This window comes from Pseudomonas sp. NPDC089569 (genome assembly GCF_050280625.1).
Lineage (GTDB): Bacteria > Pseudomonadota > Gammaproteobacteria > Pseudomonadales > Pseudomonadaceae > Aquipseudomonas.
This window is the reverse complement of record NZ_JBNNVQ010000033.1, coordinates 1-24,191: the sequence shown is the minus strand read 5'-3', so window position 1 is coordinate 24,191 and position 24,191 is coordinate 1. Positions and strand designations below refer to the sequence as shown.

The following is a 24,191-nucleotide window of genomic DNA, read 5'->3' as shown; positions in this document are numbered from 1 at the left end:
CCTATACTGGCGACTACAAGACGTGATTCGGGAGCCTTACGATGTTCGCTCTCATGCAAAGCACTCGCCTTGAATCGCTGCATCTGAGCGTCGACCCGGCCACCGGGTTGAAGGCGGTCATTGCCATTCATAACAGTCGCCTGGGGCCTGCCTTGGGGGGCTGTCGTTACCTTGCCTATCCCAGCGACGAGTCCGCGGTCGAGGATGCCGTACGCCTTGCCCAGGGCATGAGCTACAAGGCCGCGCTGGCGGGGCTGGCCCAGGGGGGCGGGGTGGCGGTGATTGTCCGCCCGGCACACGTGGCCGATCGCGCCGCGCTTTTCGAAGCCTTCGGGCGCTGCATCAATCAACTGGATGGCCGCTACATCACCGCCATCGACAGCGGCACCTCGGTGGCGGACATGGACTGCATCGCCCAGCAGACCCAGCACGTGACCAGCACCACCTCGGCCGGCGATCCTGCGCCCCATGCGGCGATGGGCGTGTTCACCGGCATTCGCGCCACGGCCATGGCGCGGTTGGGCAGTGACAACCTCGAAGGCTTGCGCGTGGCCATTCAGGGCCTGGGCAACGTGGGCTTTGCGCTGGCGGAACAATTGCACGCCGCCGGCGCCGAGCTACTGGTCAGCGATATCGATCACGGCAAGGTACAGTTGGCCATGGAGCAGTTGGGCGCGCACCCGATTGCCAACGATGCGTTGCTCAGCACGCCTTGCGATATCCTGGCGCCGTGCGGCCTGGGAGGTGTGCTCAACAGCCACAGCGTGACTCAATTGCGCTGTTCGGCAGTGGCAGGTTCGGCGAACAACCAGCTGACGCATCTGGACGTTGCCGATCAACTGGAGCGGCGGGGCATCCTGTATGCACCCGATTACGTGATCAATGCCGGCGGCCTGATCTATGTTTCACTCAAGCACCGGGGTGAGGAGCTGGCGACGATCACCGCGCACCTGTCGAAAATCAGTTCGCGCCTGACGGAAGTCTTCGCCCATGCCCAGGCTGAAAAACGCTCGCCCGCACGGGTGGCGGACGATCTGGCGGAGAAGGTCCTGTACCGATAGGGTGCGAAAGCAAATTGCAGGCATGAAAAAGGCCCTGAGCCATTTGGCTCAGGGCCTGTTCTATTCCGATGGGCCTATTTTGCTGCTTTTGGGGCCTTGGCTGGCTTGGCCGGGGCAACCGGCTCAACGACCTCGTCTTCGACAAGGGCTGGCGCTGGCGTCGTTTGCGCAACCTCGGCGGGAGCCGCCAGCAACTCGGACAAGGCATCCGGCTGGCTCTTGAAGGCCTTGGCGAACACATCGCGATTCTTCGCCATGTAGATGCCGGCTTCTTCCACTTGCTGCTCGGTCAGGGACGGAACGGCTTTTTGCAACACTTCAGCCAGCAACTCGGCCAGTTCGAGCATTTTGTCATGACGGTCAGCTTCGGCTTTATCCATGAACAAGCGCTCCAGATCTCGGCTGCTGCGGTATACCACTTCGACGGCCATTCACCACCTCACATGCCTTCACATTGGGTTATCTGTTTCGACTACTGTATCTATATACAGCAAAAGGATAAGCGAATCCCCAAGGTTTGGGTAGTGGCTTTTTAATGTAGTCCGGAATCGGGGTTTGTCAGGTGGGTAGAGGTGTCCCGCATGCGACCAAACGTCACGGAGCGCATTCTGCGACGGCTCGCCATCATGGCGTGGCCTTCTTTCTGCATACAGAACAACCGTCACGTCCAATCCGCATTATCCGGTCGAGCCGACCTAAGGAAACATCATCGTGAAAATCAACTGGGCCGAAAACCTGCGGCAGAACGTGCATGAACTGGCGGAGTCCCTGGGCAACCTGTTCGTCGAGACCTTTCACTACCTGGCCCTGTTCGCCATCGGTGCCGTGACCGCATGGGCGGCAGTCATGGAATTTCTCGGGATGATCGAGCAGGGGCACATCAAGATCGATGACATCCTGCTGCTGTTCATTTACCTGGAATTGGGGGCGATGGTCGGGATTTACTTCAAGACCAACCACATGCCGGTGCGTTTCCTGATCTACGTCGCGATCACTGCGCTGACACGCCTGCTGATCTCCAACGTGTCGCACCACAATCCGCCGGACCTGGGCATCATCTACCTGTGCGGCGGGATTCTGCTGCTGGCGTTCGCGATTCTGGTGGTGCGCTATGCGTCGTCGCAATTTCCATCGGTGAAGATCGAAAACCCGCATCGCAAGACCGGGGTGGGCTCCGGCGAACACCCGGAAGTCGAGAAGGGCGAACTTTAAAGCCTGATGGCGGGACGATGGCGGTTTTTGATCCGGGATGCCGGCACGGGCAATTGGCTGCCGTCGGTCATGGCTTCAAGGACCGCCACCGCACTTCGGCCCTGTTCGATGGCAATGCCGAACTGAATGCTTTGCACCAGACGCTTGAGGCGCTCGGGGTTATTGCGTTGCTCGGCGCTGATCATGCGTTTGGCGACGATGTGGCCGCAATCCGACAGGGTCAGCATGATGCTGCCGTCCAGTCCCTGAATGCTCAGGTTGATCTGATAATCCGCTGCAAAGGCGTCGGTAATGAGCTGAAACGGGTTGTCCATGATGCGTCACCGCCTGATTGAACGTGCAGTTGTTGACCGGTCGGTGACGGGATTAGTTCGCGACACCAGACCATCGGCCATTCCGTGGCCTCGTCGTCACTTCGATTTCATTCAGGGATTTAGCAAGGCGCATGCCGGAAAGATTGTCCGACAATGTCGGGGCGAGGTTGCTGGAGAAAACGCGTAGTACCCGGTGATTTGCGGTGTTCAGGCGTTTTTCGCGAGCGTGCTCGCTCCTACAGGGGGCGGTCCGATTCAGGGCAGTTTTGTGTAGCGTGCCTCCAAAGCGATCAGCATTCCACCCAGCTGACGGCCAGGCCGCCCCGTGACGTTTCCTTGTACTTGTCGTGCATGTCGGCACCGGTGTCGCGCATGGTGCGGATCACCCTGTCGAGGGAGATGAAATGCTTGCCGTCGCCGCGCAGCGCCATCTGCGTCGCGTTGATCGCCTTCACGGCGGCAATCGCATTGCGCTCGATGCAGGGCACTTGCACCAGCCCGCCCACCGGGTCGCAAGTCAGGCCAAGGTTGTGCTCAAGGCCGATTTCCGCCGCGTTCTCCAGCTGTTCCGGCGTGGCGCCCAATACCTCCGCCAGACCGGCAGCCGCCATGGCGCATGCCGAACCGACCTCGCCCTGACAACCGACCTCGGCTCCGGAGATCGAGGCGTTCTTCTTGCAGAGGATGCCCACGGCTGCCGCGCCCAGGAAGAAGTCGACCACATCCTCATCCGACGCGTCCGGATTGAACTTCATGTAGTAGTGCAATACCGCCGGAATGATGCCGGCCGCGCCGTTGGTCGGGGCCGTGACCATGCGCCCGCCGGCCGCATTTTCTTCGTTGACGGCAAGGGCAAACAGGTTGACCCATTCCATGGCCGAGAGGGTCGAGGTGATGACATTCGGCTTGCCGATTTCCAGCAGATTGCGGTGCAGTTTCGGAGCACGACGCGCCACGTTCAGACCACCCGGCAAAATCCCTTCGTGCTGCAGGCCGTGCTCGACGCACTCGCGCATGACCGACCAGATATGCAGCAGCCCCTCGTGGATTTGTGCGTCGCTGCGCCAGACCCGCTCGTTGGCCATCATCAGTTCGCTGACCCGCAGGCCGTGCTGTTTGCACAGTGAAAGCAACTCGACGGCACTGGAAAAATCGTAGGGCAGCACCACATCGCCGGCGGGCGCGGCACCGGACGCGACTTCACTCGCTTCGAGGATGAAGCCGCCACCGATGGAGTAGTAGGTTTGCTCGAACAGCTCACCGGTTTGGCCATAGGCCGCCAGGGACATGGCGTTGGGGTGGTAAGGCAGGTTTTCTTCGAGCAGCAGCAAGTCTTGGGACCAGTCGAAGGCAATGGTCACCTGGCCGGCCAGCGACAGTTCGGCGGTTTCGCGCAGCCGCTGGATGCGGCTGTCGATGGTCGTGGGGTCGACACGATCCGGCCATTCGCCCATCAAGCCCATGACACAGGCCCGGTCGGTGGCATGGCCGACGCCGGTCGCCGAAAGCGAGCCATAGAGGCGAATTTCCACTCGCTTCACGTCATGGACGTATCCCTGATCGACCAGCGCCTGAGCGAACGTCGCGGCCGCACGCATCGGACCGACGGTATGGGAGCTGGATGGGCCGATACCGACTTTGAAGAGATCGAAAACACTGATAGCCATGCTAAAGCCTATTCCTGCAATGGAAGATCAATCGCCGCCATTTTTGTAGGACAAGCGCACTTTCAGCGATACTGCCTCTCTGCGTCCAACGTGACCAACGAAACTTCCTAAGACAGCCTTTAGCAGGACTAAACGATGAGCCGGCAATTGCACGCCCAGACATACGTATGGCTACAGGTGTTTTCCTGCGCCGCCCGGCACTTGTCGTTCACCCGTTGTGCCGAGGAACTGCACATCACGCCGGGGGCGGTCAGCCAGCAGATACGCCAATTGGAGGAGCGCCTGGGGTTTCGCCTGTTTCACCGCCGCGCGCGTGGCGTGGAGTTGAGCGCGGAAGGCCAGCGGCTGGCTATTACCGTCAACGAGGCCTACGGCAGCATCGATGCGGAGTTGCGCCGACTGGACGCGGGCATGATCAGCGGAACCCTGCGGGTGCGTTCGATTCCATCGTTCCTGAGCAAATGGCTGACGCCCCGCCTGCCGCGCCTGCAGCAGCGCTTTCCGGATATTCAACTGCGTCTGGTGGCCGAGGACAGCAGTGTGCCGTTGCATGAGGGGGACTTCGATTTGGCCATCGATCTGAACGACGGCAGCTACCCCGGATTGTTATCCACAGCCTTGCTCGATGAACAAATCTTTCCGGTCTGCGCGCCGGGCCTGTTGCGCGGCCGCCCGCCGCTGCATGGCCCTGCGGACCTGATGCATTTTCCGTTGCTGCATGACATCACCGCCTGGCGCGGCAGCTACGAATATGCGGAATGGGAATTCTATCTCAACGCCATCGGTTTCGAAGGGGCCGATGTGCGGCGCGGGCACACGTTCAATCGCAATCACCTGACCATCGAGGCGGCCATCGCCGGAATGGGGGTGGCGATTGCGCGGCGAACGCTGCTCAACGATGAGCTGGAACGCGGCGCGTTGATCGTGCCGTTCGGCCTGACAGTGCCCAACCACAAGCGCTACATGTTGCTCTATGCGCCGGGCGCGTTGAGTCATCCCGGCGTGCGCGCGGTGCATGACTGGCTGGTGGAGGAGGCGGGGATTTTTCGCGGGCTTCACCCGCTTGGAGAGCGGCAGGTGTAAAAATTTCGGACAGGTGCCGGGGCGACCCAACTGCCGACCTTAACAGCGCTTTTGCCCGTTGTCCGGCTTTTTTTGCGATTGAAAATTTATCTTTTTTCAGGGGTTGAATTGTTCAGCGTACAGACCGATTGTGTAAGCAAGAGGTCACGGTGATGACGCCCAAGGGCTTAGCTGACCGGCCTCTTGCGAGCTAGCTGAAATAAGGGATGAACTATGCAAATCCAAGTCAATAGCGATAACCATATTCAAAGCAGCATCCGACTGGAGGAGTGGGTACGTACAACCATTGAGAGCACGCTCGAACGTTATGAGGAGGACCTGACCCGCGTCGAGGTTCACTTGCGGGACGAGAACGGCGACAAGCCCGGTCCCCACGATTTTCGCTGCCAGCTGGAAGCGAGGCCAAAAGGCCACCAACCCATTTCCGTGACCCAGAAAGCCGATACGCTGGAACAGGCGATCGAAGGTAGCTGCACCAAACTGGAGCATGCGCTGGAGCACTTGTACGGTAAATTGCGCGGCAAACGCGCCAACGTGGTTCGGCTCGAACGAGGCGAGCACGCCGACAAGCTTCTGGAAGAAGAATTTCTGGAAAACGAACAGGCAGCGATCAACGGCTGATCTGCTGATCATCTAATCCGACCCATGAAAACGGGCCTGCATCGCAGGCCCGTTTTGCGTTTCATGGCCAACGGCCCGGCACCGATATCACCACACCGCAGGTGCGCCCGCTAACCGCAAGCCATCGAATGACGATTGCGTACGCCAATTTTGCGTATGAGAATATTTATCATTAATATTGCGCTTCGCCGGCCGTGGTCGCATCGTCTCGACACTGGCCAGCCCCCCCGACCGCATTTGCGCAGTATCGAATCGATGATCAGCCATCCTCCCGTGCCTTGTGAACTAGAGGCCAGTGAAATAAAGCCTGGTGAAATTCAGCCCCATGAAATCGTGCGCGATGAACCGCGCGGCGATCGTGCGCATTTTCTTCAGGTGTTTCTCTCGCAGCGCTCGCAGATGGAGGCGCTGGTGAGTCGTCGCGTGGGGTGTCGTGCAACGGCAGCGGACCTGGTGCAGGACCTGTTTCTGCGATTCTGGAAGCGGCCGCTGGTTCAGGTCGAGGAACTGAGCACCTACTTGTTGCGGTGTGCTGGCAACATTGCCATCGATCATTTGCGCAGCGAAGGCACCCGGGTCAGGGCCAGCGAAGGCTTGATGGCCGAACCGTCGGACAGCCTGGGTGGCGAGCCGCAAGCGGCGCTGGAGGCGGGCAACGATTTGCGTCATGTCGAGGCGGCGTTACGCGCACTGCCCGAACGCACGCGGCAGATTTTTTTGCTCAATCGCATCCATGGCCGCAAATACGCCGAAATCGCCAAGGCCATGGGGTTGTCCCAAAGTGCCGTGGAAAAACATATGATGCGCGCGCTCGAGGCCTGCAAGGCCAGCCTGCGGGAACCGCAACCGCGAATGCCAGGGAAAGCACCGTGAACAACTTTCGATCCGTCACTCCGACGCCCGCCCAGGAGCAGGCTGCGCTGGCCTGGCTGAGTCTGCTGCACGACCAGCCCAGCAGCGGTGACCAGGCGACGTTCAGCCAGTGGCTGCAGGCCGATCCGGCCCACGCCGAGGCCTACGCCCGTGCGCAAGTCGTGTGGGAAATGAGTGAAGTGCCGGCACGCACCCTGGCCGATGAGGATGCATTGGCCCTGCAGGGTTATCTCAACGCCATGAATCGCTCACGCCGCAACAGTGTTCGACGCGGGTTCGGTGCGTTGGCGATGGCCGCGTGCCTGATGTTGATGATCAGCCTCGGCACCGGTTGGCAGCCATCGCGCTGGATCGATGACCTGGGCGCCGATTATGTCTCGGCACCGGGGGAGATCCGCACCGTCACCCTGGCCGATCGCTCGCAAGTCACCCTGGACGCCGACAGCGCCATCGCCGTGGATTTCAGTCGCGGCGAGCGGCGCGTGCAGGTGCGTCGCGGTGCCGGTTTTTTCAGTGTGACCCACACGGGTGAACCGTTTGTGGTCGAGGCCGAAAGAGGTCAGGCGCGGGTGCTGGGGACGCAGTTCGAGGTGCGACGGCAACCCCAGGGTGCCCAGGTCACAGTTCTGTCCGGGCGAGTCGGCGTGACGGCGGACAAAGAGGGCGAACAGCAAATCCTCACGGCCGGTCAGCAGGTGACCTATGGTGAAGGCGCCGCACAACCCCTGCACCCTGTGGACAGCGAAGCGCAGTTGGCGTGGCGTCAGGGTTGGCTGAATTACTACAAGGCGACGCTGGCCGACGTGGTGCAGGATTTGCGTCGTTATTACCCGGGGCGAATCGTGCTGCTCAATGATGAAATGGCCAATCGGCGAATCAGCGGCAGCTTTCCGAGCAAAGACCCGCAAGCCGTGTTGAATTCGCTGCAAGGGGTGTTGGGGTTTGAGCAGCATCAGGTGTTGGGGCATCTGATCATTCTTCGTTAAGGCCGCTGGCCTCTTCGCGAGCAGGCTCGCTCCCACCTTTGAAATGCGTTCCCCTGTGGGAGCGAGCCTGCTCGCGATGGCGGTAGATCAAGCACCACATTTACCAGGAAAAATTATTTTCAACTTTCTGATGAGGTAAAACCGGAGCCCATCCGTGTAGTGGCTGAAACTGCGATTCATTCGCATCCGCTGCGGTTCTACACAGGTCATGAGTCATGAAGTCCAGGGCAAAATCCGGTTCGGTCAAACAATGGTTGGGTGTTTCTGCGTTGAGTTTTTCGACGCTGGCGTTGCTGCCGCTGAGCGTGTCGATGGCCGCACAGACCAGTAGCCAGCAACAGACGCAATTCAGCTTTTCCATGGCCGCCAAACCGCTGCCCCAGGCCTTGAGCGACTTCAGCCGCATCACCGGCATCAGTGTGGTCTACACCGATGAAGCACCTTACGGCATCACCGCACCGGCCGTCAGTGGCCAGTTGAGTGCCGAGCAGGCCTTGCAGCGGTTGCTCGCCGGTTCAGGCCTCAGCTTCCGGCGCTCCGACGGCCATACGATGGTGCTGGAACCCTTGCCCACCGAAGGCGCCCTGAACCTGGGCGCGACCACCATTACTTCGGTGCTCGATGAGTCCACAAGCTACCAGCCACCGCCCACCAGCTCGGTGATGCGCACCTCGGCGCCGCTTCAGGAAATTCCCCAGACCGTCAACGTGGTCGCCTCCCAGGTCATTCGCGATCAGGCACCGCGCAATCTGGACGATGCCCTGGCGAACGTCAGCAGCATCACCCAGGGCAATACACTGGGCAGCACCCAGGATTCGGTGATGACCCGCGGCTTCGGCGACAACCGCAACGGCTCGATCATGCGCGACGGCATGCCGCTGGTGCAGGGGCGTGGCATGAACGCCACCGTGGACCGGGTCGAAGTGCTCAAGGGACCCGCCTCGTTGCTCTACGGAATTCAGGACCCGGGCGGCGTGGTCAACATGGTCAGCAAGAAACCGGAGCTTGAGCAATACAACGCCATGACCCTGCGTGGATCGACCTACGGTGAGGGCAAGAACGGCAGCGGAGGCACCTTCGACAGTACCGGCGCCCTGGGCACTTCCGGGTTGGCCTATCGCATGGTGCTCGACCATGAGGACGAGGATTACTGGCGCAATTTCGGCGTGCATCGCGAGTCCCTGGTCGCCCCCTCGCTGGCCTGGTTCGGTGAAAGCACCAAGCTGTTGTTCGCCTATGAACACCGTGAATTCCTGACGCCGTTCGATCGCGGCACAGTGATCGACCCGCGAAGCAACCATCCGCTGGACATTCCTCGCGATCGCCGGCTCGACGAGCCTTTCAACAACATGGAAGGACGCTCGGATCTCTATCACTTCGAGGCCGATCACGACCTCAACGACAACTGGAAAGCTCACTTCGGCTATAGCTGGAACCGCGAAACCTACGACGCCAGCCAGGTGCGGGTGACCGCCATCGACACCAAAAAGGGCACCCTGACCCGCAGCATGGACGGCACGCAGAATGCGATCAGCACTGACCGTTTCACCACGGCCAGTCTCGAAGGCAATGTCGTTTTCGGCGGCATGCAGCATGACCTGGTGTTCGGTGTCGATGACGAGTATCGCAAGATCTATCGTGCCGACCTGATTCGGCAAAAGAGCCGGACCACCTTCAGCTACCTGAGCCCGGTCTATGGCCTGGAAGTGCCGGGCTCCACCGTCAGCCCCGCCGATAGCGCGCAGACCGATCTGCTGCGCAGTGATTCGGTGTTCCTGCAGGACTCGATCCACCTCACCGACCAATGGATTCTGGTGGCCGGAGGGCGATTCCAGGAGTACGACCAGTACGCCGGCAAAGGCGTGCCGTTCCAGGCCAATACCGACGGCAACGGGCAGAAGTTCGTGCCACGCGCGGGGCTCGTGTATCGCTACACCGATGAACTGTCCTTTTACGGCAGCTACACCGAATCGTTCAAACCCAACTCCACCATCGCACCGTTGAGTGGCAGCTCCACCGTACTGGACGGCAGCATCGCACCCGAAGAAGCCAAGTCCTGGGAGATCGGCGCCAGGCTCGACATACCGGGTCGCGTGACCGGCAACGTTGCGTTGTACGACATCAAGAAGCGCAACGTACTGGTGGCCAACGCCGAAGGTCCGACCACGATTTACAGCGCCGCCGGCGAGGTACGTTCCCGTGGTCTGGAAGTGGATGTGAGCGGGCAGCTCACCGACCGCTGGAGCATGATCGGCAGCTACGCCTATATCGACGCCGAAGTCACCAAGGACCCGGATTATGAGGGCAACCGATTGCAAAACGTGGCGAAGAACAGTGGCTCGCTGTCGGCGGTCTACGACTTCGGCACGATCGTGGGTGGCGATCAATTGCGCGTCGGCGCAGGCGCGCGGTATGTCGGGGAGCGGGCGGGCAACGCCGTCAACGATTTCGATCTGCCCGGCTACACAGTGGCCGATGCGTTCGCCACCTATGACACCCGGCTCGACGGGCAGAAGGTCAAATTCCAGCTCAACGTGAAGAACCTGTTCGATCGCACGTACTACACCTCGGCGGTGAGCCGGTTCTTTGTGTCGATGGGTGATTCGCGGCAGGTCACCTTGTCCAGCACCCTGGAGTTCTGATGAAAACCTGGAGCCTTTTGTTTTTGCTGGTCAGCGCGATGGTCAATGCGGCGCCGGCACCGGATGCGCGGGTGTATCACCGTGAACAGCAGGTGACGTTGCCGGGGTCGGGCGACAGTTGGGGATTCGTTGCCCTGGACCCGACGCGGCCCTATCTGTTTTTGGCCCGTCGGGAAAACGGCTTGAGCGTGTTCGATGTGAGCCGCCAGCGTCTGATCAAAACCGTCGAGGGCTCCGAAGGTGCCAACGGTGTGGTGTTCGTGCCGCCATTCAACCGGGCATACGTGCTCAATACCGATGGCAGTCTGGGCGTGCTGGAGTTGTCTTCGCTCAAGTTGCTCAAGCGGATTGCGATTGCGCAAAGCAACCTCAACAGCGCGGTTTATGAGCCCGGCACCGGTCAAGTCATCATCGTCAGTGGCCGGCGTGCGGATCGTTCGACACTCTTTGTGTTCGATCCGAAGCAAGAGCGCATCGTTGCTGACCATGAACTGGACGTGAAGAAAATCGACCCGTTGCTGCTCAAGGGTGACGGCAGTTTCTTCCTGCCGATGCGCGATGAAGGCAAGGTTGCCCGATTCTCCGCCCGTACTTTTGCCATCCTCGACACCTGGCAATTCGACGGCTGCCCGCGCCCCAGCGCCCTGGCGCAGGATATCGAGCGCAAGCGCCTGTTCGTGGCCTGTCGCGGGGATGAACCGCGGCTGGTGGTCGCCGACCTTGATACCGGTGCAGTCAAGGCGAGCCTGCCGATCACTCGCGACGTCAACGCCGTGGCCTTCGATGCGGACAACCGGCGGTTGCTGATACCCAGCGGCGTTGACGCCAACCTGACGGTGATCCGCCAACTGGACGCCGACCATTACCAGGTCCAGGCGAGCATCAGCACCTTGCCGATGGCCTACAACATGGCGTTCGATGAAAAGAGTAAAAAGGTCTATCTGCCGGCGATGGACTTCACCCAAGCGGTGACGGTCAAGGGGCAACCCAAGCTTGATCCGGTGTTCCACGCCGATACGTTCAGCGTCACGACACTGGCACCCTAGCGCAGGAACGCCGCTCGATATTCCCCCGGCGTTGCGCCCTGGGTTTGCCGAAACCGGTTGGTAAAGTGGCTGGCGCTGGCAAACCCGCAGGCCAATGCAATCTCGCCCAAGGGTTGAGAAGTCGAGCGCAGCAACGTCTGCGCCAGGCACAGGCGCCGCGCCAGAACGTACTGATGGGGCGGCAGGCCGAAGCTTTCGCGGAACATCCGCGCGAAGTGGTATTCCGACAGCGTGCACAGCGCTGCCAATTGTCCCAGGCTGATGGCTTCGGCCAACTGGCTGTCGATGTACTCGACCAGCATCCGCCGTTGATGGGCCGCCAGCCCGCCCTTGAGGCGCAGGTCCGGGCGAGTGCTGACCTGGCTGAGCAGGGCATGGCTGAGCATCTCGTGGGCCAGGCTGCTGGTAAGCAGGCGCTCACCGGGCTCATCCCAGTTGAGGCGGATCAACTGTCGAAAACGCAACGCCTGTTGCGGATCATCCAGGAAGGTTTGCTCGCGCAGTTGCAATTCCCGTGGTTCGCGATCAAGCAGCGTGACGCAGCCAAGGGCAAATTGTTCGGGGCTGAAATACAGGTGAGCCAGGCGAATGTCACCGTTGATCACCCAGCCGGACTGGTGATCGGCAGGCAGGATGCACAGTTTGTCCGGCCCGCCCTTGGTGCCGGGCTGGTCGCGACGAAAGGTGCCGGTGCCGCCGGCGATGTAGCACGACAGCGTGTGATGGCTGGGGGCTTCGTAATCCTGGGCATCGTGATGGTTGCTCCACAGGGCCGCAGCCAGGCCGTCACCGAGCTCGGCGCTGTGCTCCAGGCGAGCATTGGGCGAGCGGTTGAGGGCTTGAAAAACCTGTAGTGAATCCAGTGCGGCCATGTGCGATTTTCTCCAACGCCTTGCATCCTACTCCGTAGCCGTTCACCTGCCATCCTGGCATGCGACAAAAGCGCAAGTTTATGCAAGTGCGCCAAGGCTCTGCGCGGGACAATCGGCTCCTGTCGAGGAGTCTTTGCCATGAACCTTTTTCTGTACCTGCTGACCGTTCTGATCTGGGGCACCACCTGGATTGCCTTGAAATGGCAATTGGGCGTGGTGGCGATTCCCGTGTCGATTGTCTATCGCTTCGGCCTTGCCGCACTGGTGCTGTTCGCCCTGTTGCTGGTCAGCCGACGCCTGCAAACGATGAACCGGCGCGGGCATCTGATCTGCCTGGCGCAGGGCTTGTGCCTGTTCTGTGTCAATTTCATGTGTTTCCTGACCGCCAGCCAGTGGATTCCCAGCGGTCTGGTGGCCGTGGTGTTTTCCACCGCGACCCTGTGGAACGCCCTGAATGCGCGAGTGTTCTTCGGCCAGAAAATCGCCCGTAATGTGCTGATGGGCGGCGCGTTGGGCCTGCTGGGTCTGGGCCTGCTGTTCTGGCCGGAACTGGTCGGCCACACCGCCAGTCCGCAAACGTTGCTCGGTCTTGGGCTGGCCCTGTGCGGCACCTTGTGTTTCTCGGCGGGTAACATGCTGTCGAGCCTTCAACAGAAAGCCGGGCTCAAGCCATTGACCACCAATGCCTGGGGCATGGCCTACGGTGCGGCGATGCTGTCGGTGTGGTGCCTGGTCAAAGGCATTCCGTTCGACCTGGAGTGGAGTGCGCGCTACATCGGTTCACTGCTGTATCTGGTCATTCCGGGTTCGGTGATCGGCTTTACCGCCTACCTGACGCTGGTCGGTCGCATGGGACCGGAGCGTGCCGCCTATTGCACGGTGTTGTTCCCGGTGGTGGCGTTGAACGTCTCGGCGTTTGTCGAAGGCTACCAGTGGACCGCCCCGGCGCTGGCAGGGCTGCTCATGGTCATGTTGGGTAACGTGCTGGTGTTCCGCAAACCCAGGCCAAGCGTGAGTCCTGTTGCGGGCAAGTTGGCATGAGATAAATCTGTTCAGCCGTCTTTTGCCACCAGCAGATAAATGAGGCCAAGAAACATGTATTCAATGTTGTTTCTTGCCCATTCAAAGGCATTGCGCTGAGCGGAATATTCCATGTCGAACCACTCGTTAAGAATGATTACGTATAAAGTCTGGTAAGTGAAAAGTGCGCTGCTGAAACCGATAATGGCGAACTTCTTGGCTTCATGAAAATCTTTGCGGGGTGCAGCGAGTTTTCGCCAAAGTTGGTAAGTGCCTACCAGGAAACTGAAGGTGAAGATGGTTTCGAGTGTGATGATCGCCCAGTAAAACCGGTGGTGGAACATGGGTGAACTGATGGCTCGGTAGCGCCTGGATTCGTTGCCTTCGGTGTGGCTCATACTGAGGATCTGGCCGATGTATTCGGAGTAAGCGGTGTAATCGGTGAAATTGTTGGCAAGTGTCATCAATCCGAATAAAGCGGCCATCGCGACAATCAATATTTTGCTCCGCCGGATAATGCTGGCGGTGGTGTAATGACTCATGCATAAAACTCCGAATGCGTTGTTTTTCGGAGTTTATAGCTGTTTTTTGTGGGTCGGCCGGGGACTGAGTTGCAAGTTATGTCTCTGTTTTATATTTAGAAAAATACGGCGGTGGGTATTCCGGCGCCATGCGCGCGGCACGTCGATGAAGACGTGCCGCGTGTCATTCAACCTTTCCATACCTGCGGATTGACCAGGTCCTGTGGCCTTTCGCCCAACAGGGCACTGCGCAAATTGCTCAGCGCCCGATTGGCCATTGCATCGCGGGTTTCATGGGTGGCCGAACCGATATGCGGCAAGGTCACGGCATTCTTGAGCTGGAACAGCGGTGACTCGGCCAATGGCTCCTTCTCGTACACATCCAGCCCGGCGCCGCGAATCCGGTTATTTTGCAGCGCTTCAATCAGTGCAGGCTCATCCACCACCGGCCCGCGCGCGATGTTCACCAGGATCGCGCTGGACTTCATCAGCGCCAATTCGCGATGGCTGATCAGGTGTTTGGTTTTCTCGCTGAGCGGCACCACAAGGCACACGAAATCGGCTTCGGCCAGCAATTGATCCAGGCTGCGGTACTGGGCGCCGAGTTCCTGTTCCAGCGCGGTCTTGCGCGTGTTGCCGCTGTAGATGACCGGCATGTTGAACCCCAGGCGACCCCGGCGTGCGATGGCCGCGCCGATGTTACCCATACCGACGATACCCAGGGTCTTGCCATGGACATCGCAGCCGAACAGCGGCGCGCCGACACTGGCTTGCCATTGCCCGGCCTTGGTCCAGGCATCGAGCTCGGCCACACGCCGGGCACTGCTCATCAACAGGGCGAACGCCAGGTCGGCCGTGCTTTCGGTGAGAACGTCGGGGGTATTGGTCAACATGATGCCGCGTTCATTGAAGTAGGCCAGGTCATAGTTGTCGTAGCCCACCGAAACGCTGGAGACCACTTCAAGCTTCGCGGCGTTCTCCAGTTGCGCACGGCCGAGCTTGCGCCCGACACCGATCAAACCGTGGGCGTTGGGCAAGGCCTCGTTGAACTGGGCATTGATGTCGCCGTTTTTCGGATTCGGCACGATGACGTCGAAATCCTGTTGCAGGCGTTCGACCATTGCCGGCGTGACGCGGCTGAAGGCGAGGACGGTTTTTTTCATGGGGCAGGGCTCATCGGGCGGAGGTGAATGCTTAGCAAGCTACAAGTATCCAGCCGCAAGCTGCAAGCTTAAAAGCAACCCGGCTCGCTTTTAACTCGAAGCTTGTGGCTTGAAGCTCGAGACTGTAGTTCAGATATACTGCCGCCTTTCGCGGCTCGCCGAGCGGGCCCGACACTTTGCGCATCACCCGGAGCATTCATGACTTCCCCGAAACAACCGCCGGTCGCCGACACCCCGAACGACGAGCAGGTAGCCAGCGCCGAAAGCGAAACCCCTTCCGCGATCCCGGCATTCAAATTCCCGTTCAGGCCCGGTGAGCTGGCGGCAGCCAAGGGTTCCAGCCAGCCGTATTACAAAGGCGGTGCCAAAAACAGTCATACCAAGACGCCGGGGATGGCACCTCCGGGGACGCGTCGCTCGATGGGCAAGCGCTAGGTCTCAGTTTTTTGGTGGCGGGGCTATCGCAATCGCGAGCAGGCTCGCTCCCACAAGGGTTCTGTGGCGCACACAAAACCTGTGGGAGCGAGCCTGCTCGCGATAAAGCCATCGAAGACAACAGATCAAGCCGCCCGCAATGAAATGAACCCATAGTTCGCCGGCTCACCCGTCGCTACCTGTGCTCCCGCCGCCAGGACCTGTGCGGCGATCTCCTCATCCGATACATGGAACAGCCACTCGCTGCTCCACTGCGGCAGCGCCTGCCCGGCCAATTCGTCGATGATCGTGGCGAATTCATTCATGTCCGGGAGATAAGCGGTGAATCCATTGCCTTTCAGCGCGGTGGTGCGAATCCCCAATAACGCGCAAATCGCGTCCTTCATCTGAATGTCATCACGGTCGGCCTGACGGGAGCGCTGGATCAGTTCTGCCAGTTGCTGGTCAACCAGTTCACCGCCAACGATCAGTGGCAGTCCCTGTTCCCAGGATTGTGGTGGACATTCCTTCGCGGCGATGCTCAGGGGAATGTGCGGGTTGATTTCCATCGGATAGATGCGGCACACCAGCGGCCGGCGTTCGTAGATGCGGCAGAGGTTGTTTTCGTCAAGATTCCGGCAGGCACCGACGTTGTAGGCGGCGAAGGTAATGGCGACATGAGCCTGTGCCTCGGCACTGCGAACGGCCGCGGAACGCCGCTCGGCATGTTCACGTTGATGCGTTGGCAGACCCGGGCCGTCGCTCAGGAAGGCCTCCACCAGCACGATCACTTGACCGCCGTCGGCTGCCCACATGCGGGCTTCGGACAGGGTCAGTGGCACATGGTGATCGTTGCAGCATTTGCCGCAACCTACGCAGGAAAACGTCGTATTCATTGAACGGCCAATCGCCTCCGGGGCGTGAAACGGCGACATGATGCCGCCACAAAGGCCGCTGTCTAAGCAAGTTATGCGCCACTCACTTCGACCGAGTGTTCGGACGGACCGAGTCCCATTCGGTGACGTAAGCGGTTTTGTTCTGTTTGTTGTAGAGGCACAACTCGGTGCCTTGAGCGCCTTTCATGTGTTTTTGCGGGTACACGCCCTGCAGCAACAGTGCGGTGTAACCGACCCGGTCGTCGAACTGCGCGGCGTTGCCGACGGGTTTGGCATCCTTCAGGCCGCTAGCCTTGGTACAACTGGCCAAAACGGCTTTGTCATAAGCCGCCCAGGCATCGGGGCTGGAGGCGTGGGCTTGAAGGGTGAGGGCGCAGAGACAGAGGAGCGTCAGGGGTAAAGCTTTCATCAATTGGCATCCTTGGTTGTATGGCGCTTTCTGTAGGAGCGAGCACGCTCGCGATGGTGGTCAACGATAACGCTGGAAGCCTGACACCCCGCGTCGCTCTCAGGTTCATCGCGAGCATGCTCGCTCCTACAGTAAAGGGGTGAATGTCAGTGGGGCAAAGGTTCGCGGCGAACCGGGCGCATCCTGACACGCTCATACAACCGGCGCGCCTGCAGGTTGGTTTCCAAAACCTTCAGATCCACAAACCCCTCCCCGCGCTGACGGAACACGGTGAACGCGTGAAGCAGTAGCGCGCGGCCCAATCCCTGCCGCCGGGCCCGTGGATGCACCACCAGATCCTTGATGTAGGCACTGGTCCAGCATTGGCAAACGGCAACGACGCCATCGTCATCCAGGGCGATGAAACACAGGGCGGGATCGTATTCGGGGTCCGTTTCGAACGATTGTTGCCAGATCGCCAGCGCGGGCACTTGGCCGCTACCGTCGCGGTAGCCCAGTTCCAACAGTTGATGCACAGCGGCGGCCAGATCCGGATGGTAAGGCGTCAGGCCGATGCCGGGTGGCCAACTGATCGCAGGCACAACCTCGCCGAGATCGCGCCGCATCAGCCAGCACCCTGTTTCTTCCGGGGCTCCGGCCAAGGCTCAATGACCTTGTTCGGCCACGTGCTTGGCGGCGTCGATCAGGCACTTGGTCAGTTCTGGCGAAGAGAACTTGGTCAGTACCGCGTTGGCCCCGGCCAGGCGCGCCTTCTCGCTGTTCATCGCGCTGTCCAGCGAAGTGTGCAACAGCACATAGAGGTGTGCGAAGTCGGGGGTTTCGCGCAGCGTGCGGGTGAAGGCGTAGCCATCCATCTCGGACATTTCGATGTCCGAGACAATCAGGTTGATCTGCTGGGCAGTGCCTTGCAGGTCCAGCAGGCAGTCGATGGCTTCCTTGGCACTGCGTGCCGTATGGCATTGCAGACCGAGGTTGCGCAGGGTGTGCACCGATTGCTGCAGGGCCACCTGGCTGTCATCGACCACCAGGATTCGCGCATTGCCGAGCACTTCGGCATCTTCCATGCTCAGTTCGGTCGGTGCCATTTCGATTTGTACCGGCGCGATGCCGTGGATCACTTTTTCAATGTCCAGCACTTGCACCAGCGTGCCGTCCACCGAGGTCACACCGGTGATGTACGCGCGCAGTCCGCCGGAGCCGAAGGGCGGTGGCTTGATGTCGGTGGTCAGGCAGTGAACGATCTTGCTCACGGCCTGAACGTGCAGGCCCTGCTTGGAGCGGCTGATGTCGGTGACGATCAGGCAGCCACCGTTCGGGTCTTCCAGTGGGCGCTCGCCAATGGCGCGGCTAAGGTCGATCACCGACAGGGAAGCCCCGCGCAAGGTGGCGATGCCTTTTACGTGAGGGTGCGACTCCGGCAATTTGGTCAGTGGCGGGCAGGGGATGATTTCACTGACCTTGAGCAGGTTGATCGCCATCAGCTTGCCGCTGCGCAAGGTGAACAACAGCAGTGAAAGTGAATCCGCGCGGCCTTTGGTGGAGGACATAAGTACCTTCTGTGGAAAAAGGTGATGGGCGACCGCGAGGGTCGCCAACAACATCAATACCGGGTTATCGACTCATCAAAGCCAGGCTTTAACCCAATCCCCTGTAGGAGCGAGCATGCTCGCGAAGATAGACGATGCACCGCGGAGTGTCAGGCTGCCAGCGTCATCGTTGAAGTCCATCGCGAGCATGCTCGCTCCTACAACAGTAGGGGGTGTTCATTTCATGCCCAGTCGCTTGGCCATTCGGCCCAGGTTCGCCCGGTCCAGCCCCAGCTCCCGCGCGGCACTCGCCCAGTTATGGTGGTGACGTTCCAGGCACGCACCGATCAACTGGCGCTGATAGTTCTCCGTGGCCTGGCGCAGATCCCCCGTGACCAGCGCCACGGCCGCGGCGGCGGGAGGCTCGGCGCTGGCGCCGATGCTGGCGTCGGGCAGGTCAAGGTCGGCCGCGTTCAAGCTCAGGATTTTCGGTCGTTCCCGGCAGTTGCCCAGGGCTTTCAAGGCGCTGCGGCCGATCAGGTGTTCCAGCTCTCGGACGTTGCCCGGCCAGTCGTAGGCGAGCAGCGCAGCCTGGGCGTCGCTGCTCAGTCGCAGGCTGTTGAGGCCCATGCGCGAGCGGTTCTGCTCCAGGAAATAACCGCTGAGCAGCAGTACGTCCCGCCCGCGATCACGCAGGGCCGGCACTAATAAAGGATAAACGCTGAGGCGATGATAGAAATCGGCGCGGTAACGACCACTGCGCACTTCTTCGGCCAGGTCACGGTTGGTCGCCGCGATCAGCCGCACGTCGACCTGATGTTCCTTGTCCGAACCCAGGCGTTGCAGTTGGCCGCTTTGCAATACCCGCAGCAACTTGGCCTGTACCGTCAGCGACAGTTCACCGACTTCATCGAGAAACAGCGTGCCGCCGTTGGCCAGTTCGAACTTGCCGCGTCGCTCATTCAACGCGCCGGTGAAGGCGCCGCGCACGTGGCCGAACAACTCGCTCTCCACCAGCGTATCGGGCAGCGCGGCACAGTTGAGGCTGATGATCGGTTTGTCCGCGCGGGGCGAAGCGGCATGGATGGCCTGCGCCACCAATTCCTTGCCGACCCCGGTTTCCCCGGTGATCAGCACGGTCAGATCGCTGCCGCCCACCAGATTGATTTCTTCGACAAGGCGTTTGTGTGCCTTGCTCTGGCCGATCATTTCGCGATTCTGCTGGCCGCTGGCCTGGCGATACACCTCGGCACGCTGGTGTTCGTCCTCGACGCGATTGTTCAGGCGTTCGATGCGCTCGGCGGCGTTGACGGTGGCGGCGGCGAGGCTGGCGAAGGCGCCCAGGGCGTCCAGCTCGATCGGTTCGAATCGTTCGGGGTCCAGGGCATCGAGGGTCAGCAAGCCCCACGGGCGCTCATCGATGAACAGTGGGCATCCCATGCAGTCATGGACTTCCAGGTGATCGTCCAGGCCGTCGACCAGACCGTCGTAAGGGTCGGGCATGGCGCTGTCGGCGGCGAACCGGGTCGGGCCCGGGCTGCTGAGCAAGGCTTCGAAGCGCGGGTGTTCGCTTACCTTGAAGCGCCGCCCCAGGGTATCGGTGCTCAAGCCGTCGACGGCCAGCGGCACCAGCCACTCGCCATCCAGGCGCAAGAGGGCGGCTGCGTCGCAAGGCAGCAGGGCACGCATGGCTTCCAGCAGGCGCCGATAACGCTCGCTTTCGGGGAGTTCGCGGGACAGGTCCGAGACCAGCGGCAGCAGTGCAGTGAGCAGGGGTTTTGCGGTCATAGTGACTCCATGTAGTCAGTGTGACTATAAAGCAGTCTGTGTCGATATGACTATCTTGTTGTTAAGTTATTGATTTATAAGGGCTTATCAATTGGCATGGAAACTGAAATGCACAAGGCATCAGTCAAATGAAACCTCGCTGCCCAGGAGTCACTTTATGCTTAGCGTTCAAGACCGTGCCATCATCAAATCCACTGTGCCGCTGCTCGAGAGCGGCGGTGAAGCGCTGATCACCCATTTTTACCGCATGATGCTCTCCGAATACCCGCAAGTGCGCCCACTGTTCAACCAGGCGCATCAGGCCTCGGGCGATCAGCCGCGTGCATTGGCCAACGGTGTACTGATGTATGCACGGCACATCGATCAGCTCGACCAGTTGGGCGATCTGGTGGCCAAGATCATCAACAAGCACGTGGCCTTGCAGATTCTGCCGGAACACTACCCGATCGTTGGCAGCTGCCTGCTGCGCGCCATTGCCGAAGTCCTGGGCGAAGAAATCGCCACCCCGGAAGTGATCGCGGCGTGGGGTGCAGCCTATGGCCAACTGGCGGACATTCTGATCGGTGCCGAAGCCAGCATCTATGACCAGAAAGAACAGGCACCGGGTGGCTGGCGCGGGGCGCGGGCATTCATCGTGACGGACAAGGTCGAGGAAAGCGCGGAAATCACCTCGTTCTACTTCGAACCCGCTGACAAAGGTCCGATTTTAGCCGCAGAACCCGGTCAGTACATCGGCATGAAACTGATGCTCGATGGCGAAGAAATTCGTCGCAACTACTCGCTGTCGGCCCTGACGAACAAAGGCCAGTACCGCATCAGCGTCAAGCGTGAGGCGGGCGGTCGCGCCTCCAATCACCTGCATGACCAGCTGCACGTGGGCGCCAGCATCGAGCTGTTCCCGCCATCGGGCGAGTTCACCTTGACCGCCAGCGACAAGCCGCTGGTGTTGATCAGCGGCGGCGTGGGCATCACGCCGACCCTGCCAATGCTCGAAGCGGCGCTGGAAACCCAACGGCCGGTGCATTTCATCCACTGCGCACGCAACGGCAGCGTTCACGCCTTCCGCGACTGGATCGACGGACTGGCCGAGCGTCACCCTCAGCTCAAGCGTTTTTACTGCTACGCCGAAGATGACGGCGTGAGCCCGGCGGCCGACAAGGTCGGACTGTTGAGCCAGGAGCAACTGGGGCAGTGGCTGCCACAGGAGCGCGATGTGGATGCTTACTTCCTGGGGCCGAAGGGCTTCATGGCGGCGATCAAGCGTCACCTCAAGGCATTGGGTGTGCCGGAGAAACAGAGCCGCTACGAATTCTTCGGGCCGGCTGCGGCGCTGGAGTAACCCCCTCTCCATGATCGTTCCCACGCTCTGCGTGGGAACGCCTCCACGGACGCTCTGCGTCTGCCTTTGGGACGCAGAGCGTCCCTTGCTGCATTCCCACGCGGAGCGTGGGAACGATCAATTAATCCCTTCTTAACCCGCTTATCGTCTATTGCCTTCGTAATCCCCCAGTGCGTGCCACGCTCTTAAAGAGCAGGGGCAACGTGTAGACTGGCGGGCAATCGAAAACCTGAAGGGAAACGCGATGAGCGAGGAAACAATGCGGTTGGGACGTGAGCGGCGCTATCTGGTGTTGCTCGGCATTATTTGCCTGGCGTTGATCGGCGGTGCGCTGTACATGCAGATCGTCCTGGGCGAGGCGCCGTGCCCGCTGTGTATCCTGCAACGCTATGCCTTGCTGTTGATCGCGATCTTCGCCTTTATCGGCGCGGCCATGCGCAGCCGTCGCAGCATCACCCTGTTTGAAACCCTTGTGGTGATCTGCGCACTGGCGGGTGTCGCAGTGGCCGGGCATCACGTTTACACGCAATTCTATCCAGCGGTCAGTTGCGGCATCGATGTACTGCAACCCATCGTCGATGGTCTGCCGCTGGCGAAGATCTTCCCGTTGGGCTTCCAGGTCGATGGTTTCTGCTCCACGCCATACCCGCCCATCCTTGGTTTGTCGCTGGCGCAGTGGGCGCTGGTCGCTTTCGTGCTGGTGGTGGTCCTGGTGCCTTTGCTTACAATGCGCAACCGCAAAGCGCTGCGCTGAGGTCATCTGCAACAACGCGGCAATGCTTGAGAAAAGCCCCGTTCCTCGACGAGAGGAGCGGGGCTTTTTCATAGGCGAGATCGCATTTCAGAGGCCAGGTCAAAAGACCGTGACGGATGGCAATAAGGGATGTGACAGATGTGCGACACGTTGTCACATCTTGAGTGTCGCACCGGCTTTCGATGTCCCGGATTGGTATGCGAACAGCTCAGGGAATTGGCCTGTTCGGCGAGTGATGGAGCCTGCCGTTGCCAGGCGGGAGCAGGCAGTTTTAACAGGGACTGGCAATTTGCCAGAGCCCTTGCCATATGGGCGCTTGGGCGAGGTCGGACGCAGTCGTCGAGGCCGTGAGGCTGTCCGAATTGCGCGTGGTACACCTACAAAATTTGGTGTTTTTGTTGAGAATCTATTTCGATAACATGCGCAACTTTTGCAAAAAATGCGACGGATTGTTGCGGTGCCGGATAAAAATTATTTCGGGATGAGACATGGTTTAAAAAACGCTAAATATCTACAATCGCCCGCACTGAATTCCCGGCGCTGTTCACGCTCCACAGGTGTTTGAGCAGAATCAGGGTGTCGAGAGGCCGGGCGGCTTCATGCGGCTCCCAGGTGTCGGTGCCTCCAATTATCCGCACCAAATGGAATTGGTCTGTAACAAGGCCTTTGACCACGAATTCGAATAAGAACTCAATGCTGGCCCAGGATTTGTCGAAACGCCTCTGACGCTAGACGGGCAAGCCCTTATTCAATCCAAGAAAAATGCCAACCCTTGGCAGGGTGAAGTGTTGGCGATCAAAACCCAACTGCATTGCGCAAGCTGCTTTAGAGGTCGTGAGATGAGTAAAAACAGGTACCCCAGACTACTAGGCTTATTGCCGCTGCTCGGCACATTGTTGCTGTCGGGCTGCAACATGACCTTGCTCAATCCCAAGGGCCAGGTTGGCCTGGATGAGCGAAACCTGATCATCACCGCAACGCTGCTGATGCTGTTGGTCGTGGTTCCGGTCATCGTGATGACCTTCCTGTTCGCCTGGAAATACCGCGCGTCCAACACCAGCGCCACCTACACCCCGAAATGGAACCACTCCACCAAGATCGAGATCGCGGTGTGGGCGGTTCCAATCATGATCATCATTGCCCTGGGTTACGTCACCTACAAGTCGACCCACGCTCTGGATCCGTACAAGCCGCTGGAATCGGACGTCAAGCCTGTGACGATCGAAGTGGTCGCACTGGACTGGAAGTGGCTGTTCATCTACCCGGAACAAGGCATCGCCACCGTCAACAAGATCGTGTTCCCGGCGCACACCCCGGTCAACTTCAAGATCACCTCGGACGCCGTGATGAACTCGTTCTTCATCCCTGCGCTGGGCGGCCAGATCTACGCGATGGCGGGCATGCAGACCAAACTGCATCTGATCGCCAATGAAAACGCCGAGATGGACGGTATCTCCGCCAACTACAGCGGCGCCGGTTTCACCGGTATGAAATTCAAAGCGATCGCAACTACTCAGGAAGATTTCGACGCTTGGGTAAGTGAAGTCAAAAAGGCACCTAAACAGCTTGAACAAGCTGAATACGCAGCCCTTTCCAAGCCGAGCCAGAACAACCCAGTCGAGCTCTACTCCTCGGTCACGCCGAACCTGTTCCAGACCATCGTCGACAAGTACGAAGGCATGAAACCAGGTCCGAAAGTGCATCACGAGAAGAAAGAGAAAGAAGTGGCCGCTACGGACATGAACTCGCATTCAGCTGCCGGGGCAGAGGAGTAAACGATGTTTGGTAAATTAAGTTGGGAAGCGGTCCCGTTCCACGAGCCGATCGTGATGGTGACCATCGCCATGATCGCGCTTGGCGGTCTGGCACTGTTTGCAGGTATCACGTACTGATGTTCGATCTGGACGGCACATTGATCGATTCGGTCCCGGACCTGGCAGTGGCTGTGGATAAAATGCTGCTCAAACTCGGTCGCCAGCCTGCC

Annotated in this window: 23 protein-coding genes and 3 pseudogenes; 15 read left to right on the top strand and 11 right to left on the bottom strand. The window is 59.9% G+C overall.

Translation table 11 applies throughout. The annotated features are described in order from the left end of the window. Nucleotides 1–41: 41 nt before the first annotated feature. Nucleotides 42–1,061, top strand: coding sequence for a Glu/Leu/Phe/Val dehydrogenase dimerization domain-containing protein (locus tag ACQKP2_RS15335; protein WP_427577568.1), 1,020 nt, complete (start codon nucleotides 42–44; stop codon nucleotides 1,059–1,061). A gap of 191 nt (nucleotides 1,062–1,252) precedes the next feature. Here ACQKP2_RS15335 and ACQKP2_RS15330 read toward each other — a convergent pair. Further along, nucleotides 1,253–1,492, bottom strand: a pseudogene (locus tag ACQKP2_RS15330) (YebG family protein); the annotation flags it as partial. Nucleotides 1,493–1,772: 280 nt separating this feature from the next. Between ACQKP2_RS15330 and ACQKP2_RS15325 the strand changes: the two are divergent. Continuing rightward, on the top strand, nucleotides 1,773–2,273 hold the full coding sequence (locus ACQKP2_RS15325) for a phosphate-starvation-inducible protein PsiE (RefSeq protein WP_427577567.1): 501 nt from the start codon (nucleotides 1,773–1,775) through the stop codon (nucleotides 2,271–2,273). On the opposite strand, the gene ACQKP2_RS15320 is transcribed toward ACQKP2_RS15325, so the two are convergent. Both ACQKP2_RS15320 and ACQKP2_RS15315 read right to left on the bottom strand, forming a co-directional pair. After that, the gene (locus tag ACQKP2_RS15320; protein WP_427577565.1) at nucleotides 2,270–2,587 is read right to left on the bottom strand and encodes a DUF3509 domain-containing protein; all 318 of its coding nucleotides are present in this window, start codon (nucleotides 2,585–2,587) and stop codon (nucleotides 2,270–2,272) included. The genes ACQKP2_RS15325 and ACQKP2_RS15320 overlap by 4 nt on opposite strands. Before the next feature lie 290 nt (nucleotides 2,588–2,877). Continuing rightward, on the bottom strand, nucleotides 2,878–4,254 hold the full coding sequence (locus ACQKP2_RS15315; protein WP_427577563.1) for an L-serine ammonia-lyase: 1,377 nt from the start codon (nucleotides 4,252–4,254) through the stop codon (nucleotides 2,878–2,880). Between the two features lie 135 nt (nucleotides 4,255–4,389). Between ACQKP2_RS15315 and ACQKP2_RS15310 the strand changes: the two genes are divergently transcribed. The 6 genes from ACQKP2_RS15310 (at nucleotide 4,390) to ACQKP2_RS15285 (ending at nucleotide 11,505) form a co-directional block, all read left to right on the top strand. Then, nucleotides 4,390–5,337 (top strand): LysR substrate-binding domain-containing protein, encoded by a 948-nt coding sequence (locus tag ACQKP2_RS15310; protein WP_427577561.1) that lies wholly within the window; start codon nucleotides 4,390–4,392, stop codon nucleotides 5,335–5,337. A gap of 213 nt (nucleotides 5,338–5,550) precedes the next feature. Then, nucleotides 5,551–5,958 (top strand): HPF/RaiA family ribosome-associated protein, encoded by a 408-nt coding sequence (locus tag ACQKP2_RS15305; RefSeq protein ID WP_427577560.1) that lies wholly within the window; start codon nucleotides 5,551–5,553, stop codon nucleotides 5,956–5,958. A 333-nt stretch (nucleotides 5,959–6,291) separates the two neighbouring features. Continuing rightward, nucleotides 6,292–6,831, top strand: coding sequence for an RNA polymerase sigma factor (locus ACQKP2_RS15300; protein ID WP_427577558.1), 540 nt, complete (start codon nucleotides 6,292–6,294; stop codon nucleotides 6,829–6,831). Further along, nucleotides 6,828–7,817 carry a FecR family protein gene (locus ACQKP2_RS15295; RefSeq protein ID WP_427577556.1) on the top strand — a complete coding sequence of 330 codons (990 nt, stop codon included), beginning with the start codon at nucleotides 6,828–6,830 and terminating at the stop codon, nucleotides 7,815–7,817. Before ACQKP2_RS15300 ends, ACQKP2_RS15295 begins: the two co-directional genes overlap by 4 nt. Nucleotides 7,818–8,032: 215 nt before the next feature. Further along, on the top strand, nucleotides 8,033–10,459 hold the full coding sequence (locus ACQKP2_RS15290; RefSeq protein WP_427577554.1) for a TonB-dependent siderophore receptor: 2,427 nt from the start codon (nucleotides 8,033–8,035) through the stop codon (nucleotides 10,457–10,459). Then, nucleotides 10,459–11,505, top strand: a complete 1,047-nt coding sequence (locus ACQKP2_RS15285) for a YncE family protein (protein ID WP_427577553.1) — start codon at nucleotides 10,459–10,461, stop codon at nucleotides 11,503–11,505. The genes ACQKP2_RS15290 and ACQKP2_RS15285 overlap by 1 nt, the downstream gene beginning before the upstream one ends. Here ACQKP2_RS15285 and ACQKP2_RS15280 read toward each other — a convergent pair. Continuing rightward, nucleotides 11,502–12,377: a helix-turn-helix transcriptional regulator gene (locus ACQKP2_RS15280; RefSeq protein WP_427577551.1), complete on the bottom strand. Its 876-nt coding sequence runs from the start codon at nucleotides 12,375–12,377 to the stop codon at nucleotides 11,502–11,504. The two genes, ACQKP2_RS15285 and ACQKP2_RS15280, sit on opposite strands and share 4 nt — an antisense overlap. 138 nt (nucleotides 12,378–12,515) lie before the next feature. On the opposite strand from ACQKP2_RS15280, the gene ACQKP2_RS15275 reads away from it, so the two are divergent. Next, nucleotides 12,516–13,418, top strand: a complete 903-nt coding sequence (locus ACQKP2_RS15275) for a DMT family transporter (RefSeq protein ID WP_427577549.1) — start codon at nucleotides 12,516–12,518, stop codon at nucleotides 13,416–13,418. An 11-nt stretch (nucleotides 13,419–13,429) separates the two neighbouring features. On the opposite strand, the gene ACQKP2_RS15270 is transcribed toward ACQKP2_RS15275, so the two are convergent. Together ACQKP2_RS15270 and ACQKP2_RS15265 are read right to left on the bottom strand one after the other, a co-directional pair. After that, on the bottom strand, nucleotides 13,430–13,939 hold the full coding sequence (locus ACQKP2_RS15270) for a DUF2165 family protein (protein ID WP_427577548.1): 510 nt from the start codon (nucleotides 13,937–13,939) through the stop codon (nucleotides 13,430–13,432). Between the two features lie 167 nt (nucleotides 13,940–14,106). Further along, complete coding sequence (locus ACQKP2_RS15265; protein WP_427577547.1) at nucleotides 14,107–15,081, bottom strand: 2-hydroxyacid dehydrogenase; 975 nt, start codon at nucleotides 15,079–15,081, stop codon at nucleotides 14,107–14,109. A 198-nt stretch (nucleotides 15,082–15,279) separates the two neighbouring features. Between ACQKP2_RS15265 and ACQKP2_RS15260 the strand changes: the two genes are divergently transcribed. Further along, the gene (locus ACQKP2_RS15260; protein ID WP_427577545.1) at nucleotides 15,280–15,516 is read left to right on the top strand and encodes a hypothetical protein; all 237 of its coding nucleotides are present in this window, start codon (nucleotides 15,280–15,282) and stop codon (nucleotides 15,514–15,516) included. 125 nt (nucleotides 15,517–15,641) lie between these two features. Here ACQKP2_RS15260 and ACQKP2_RS15255 read toward each other — a convergent pair whose 3' ends face one another. From ACQKP2_RS15255 to norR, 5 genes are all read right to left on the bottom strand, one after another. Next, nucleotides 15,642–16,391, bottom strand: coding sequence for a YkgJ family cysteine cluster protein (locus ACQKP2_RS15255; protein ID WP_427577544.1), 750 nt, complete (start codon nucleotides 16,389–16,391; stop codon nucleotides 15,642–15,644). 82 nt (nucleotides 16,392–16,473) lie between these two features. Beyond that, nucleotides 16,474–16,800 carry a hypothetical protein gene (locus ACQKP2_RS15250; protein WP_427577543.1) on the bottom strand — a complete coding sequence of 109 codons (327 nt, stop codon included), beginning with the start codon at nucleotides 16,798–16,800 and terminating at the stop codon, nucleotides 16,474–16,476. Between the two features lie 146 nt (nucleotides 16,801–16,946). After that, complete coding sequence (locus ACQKP2_RS15245; protein WP_427577542.1) at nucleotides 16,947–17,405, bottom strand: GNAT family N-acetyltransferase; 459 nt, start codon at nucleotides 17,403–17,405, stop codon at nucleotides 16,947–16,949. Between the two features lie 39 nt (nucleotides 17,406–17,444). Further along, a complete protein-coding gene (locus tag ACQKP2_RS15240) occupies nucleotides 17,445–18,347 on the bottom strand; it encodes a chemotaxis protein CheV (protein WP_427577540.1) in 903 nt (300 codons plus the stop codon). A gap of 216 nt (nucleotides 18,348–18,563) precedes the next feature. Further along, complete coding sequence (norR, locus tag ACQKP2_RS15235; RefSeq protein WP_427577539.1) at nucleotides 18,564–20,114, bottom strand: nitric oxide reductase transcriptional regulator NorR; 1,551 nt, start codon at nucleotides 20,112–20,114, stop codon at nucleotides 18,564–18,566. A 157-nt stretch (nucleotides 20,115–20,271) separates the two neighbouring features. On the opposite strand from norR, the gene hmpA reads away from it, so the two are divergent. The 5 genes and pseudogenes from hmpA to ACQKP2_RS15210 all read left to right on the top strand — a co-directional run. Further along, complete coding sequence (gene hmpA / locus ACQKP2_RS15230; protein ID WP_427577537.1) at nucleotides 20,272–21,453, top strand: NO-inducible flavohemoprotein; 1,182 nt, start codon at nucleotides 20,272–20,274, stop codon at nucleotides 21,451–21,453. Nucleotides 21,454–21,697: 244 nt separating this feature from the next. Continuing rightward, the gene (locus ACQKP2_RS15225) at nucleotides 21,698–22,207 is read left to right on the top strand and encodes a disulfide bond formation protein B (protein WP_427577536.1); all 510 of its coding nucleotides are present in this window, start codon (nucleotides 21,698–21,700) and stop codon (nucleotides 22,205–22,207) included. 839 nt (nucleotides 22,208–23,046) lie between these two features. Next, nucleotides 23,047–23,982, top strand: a complete 936-nt coding sequence (gene cyoA / locus ACQKP2_RS15220; RefSeq protein ID WP_427577534.1) for a ubiquinol oxidase subunit II — start codon at nucleotides 23,047–23,049, stop codon at nucleotides 23,980–23,982. A gap of 3 nt (nucleotides 23,983–23,985) precedes the next feature. Beyond that, nucleotides 23,986–24,096 (top strand): annotated as a pseudogene (locus ACQKP2_RS15215) (hypothetical protein); the annotation flags it as partial. Nucleotides 24,097–24,098: 2 nt separating this feature from the next. Beyond that, nucleotides 24,099–24,191: pseudogene (locus ACQKP2_RS15210) on the top strand (phosphoglycolate phosphatase); the annotation flags it as partial.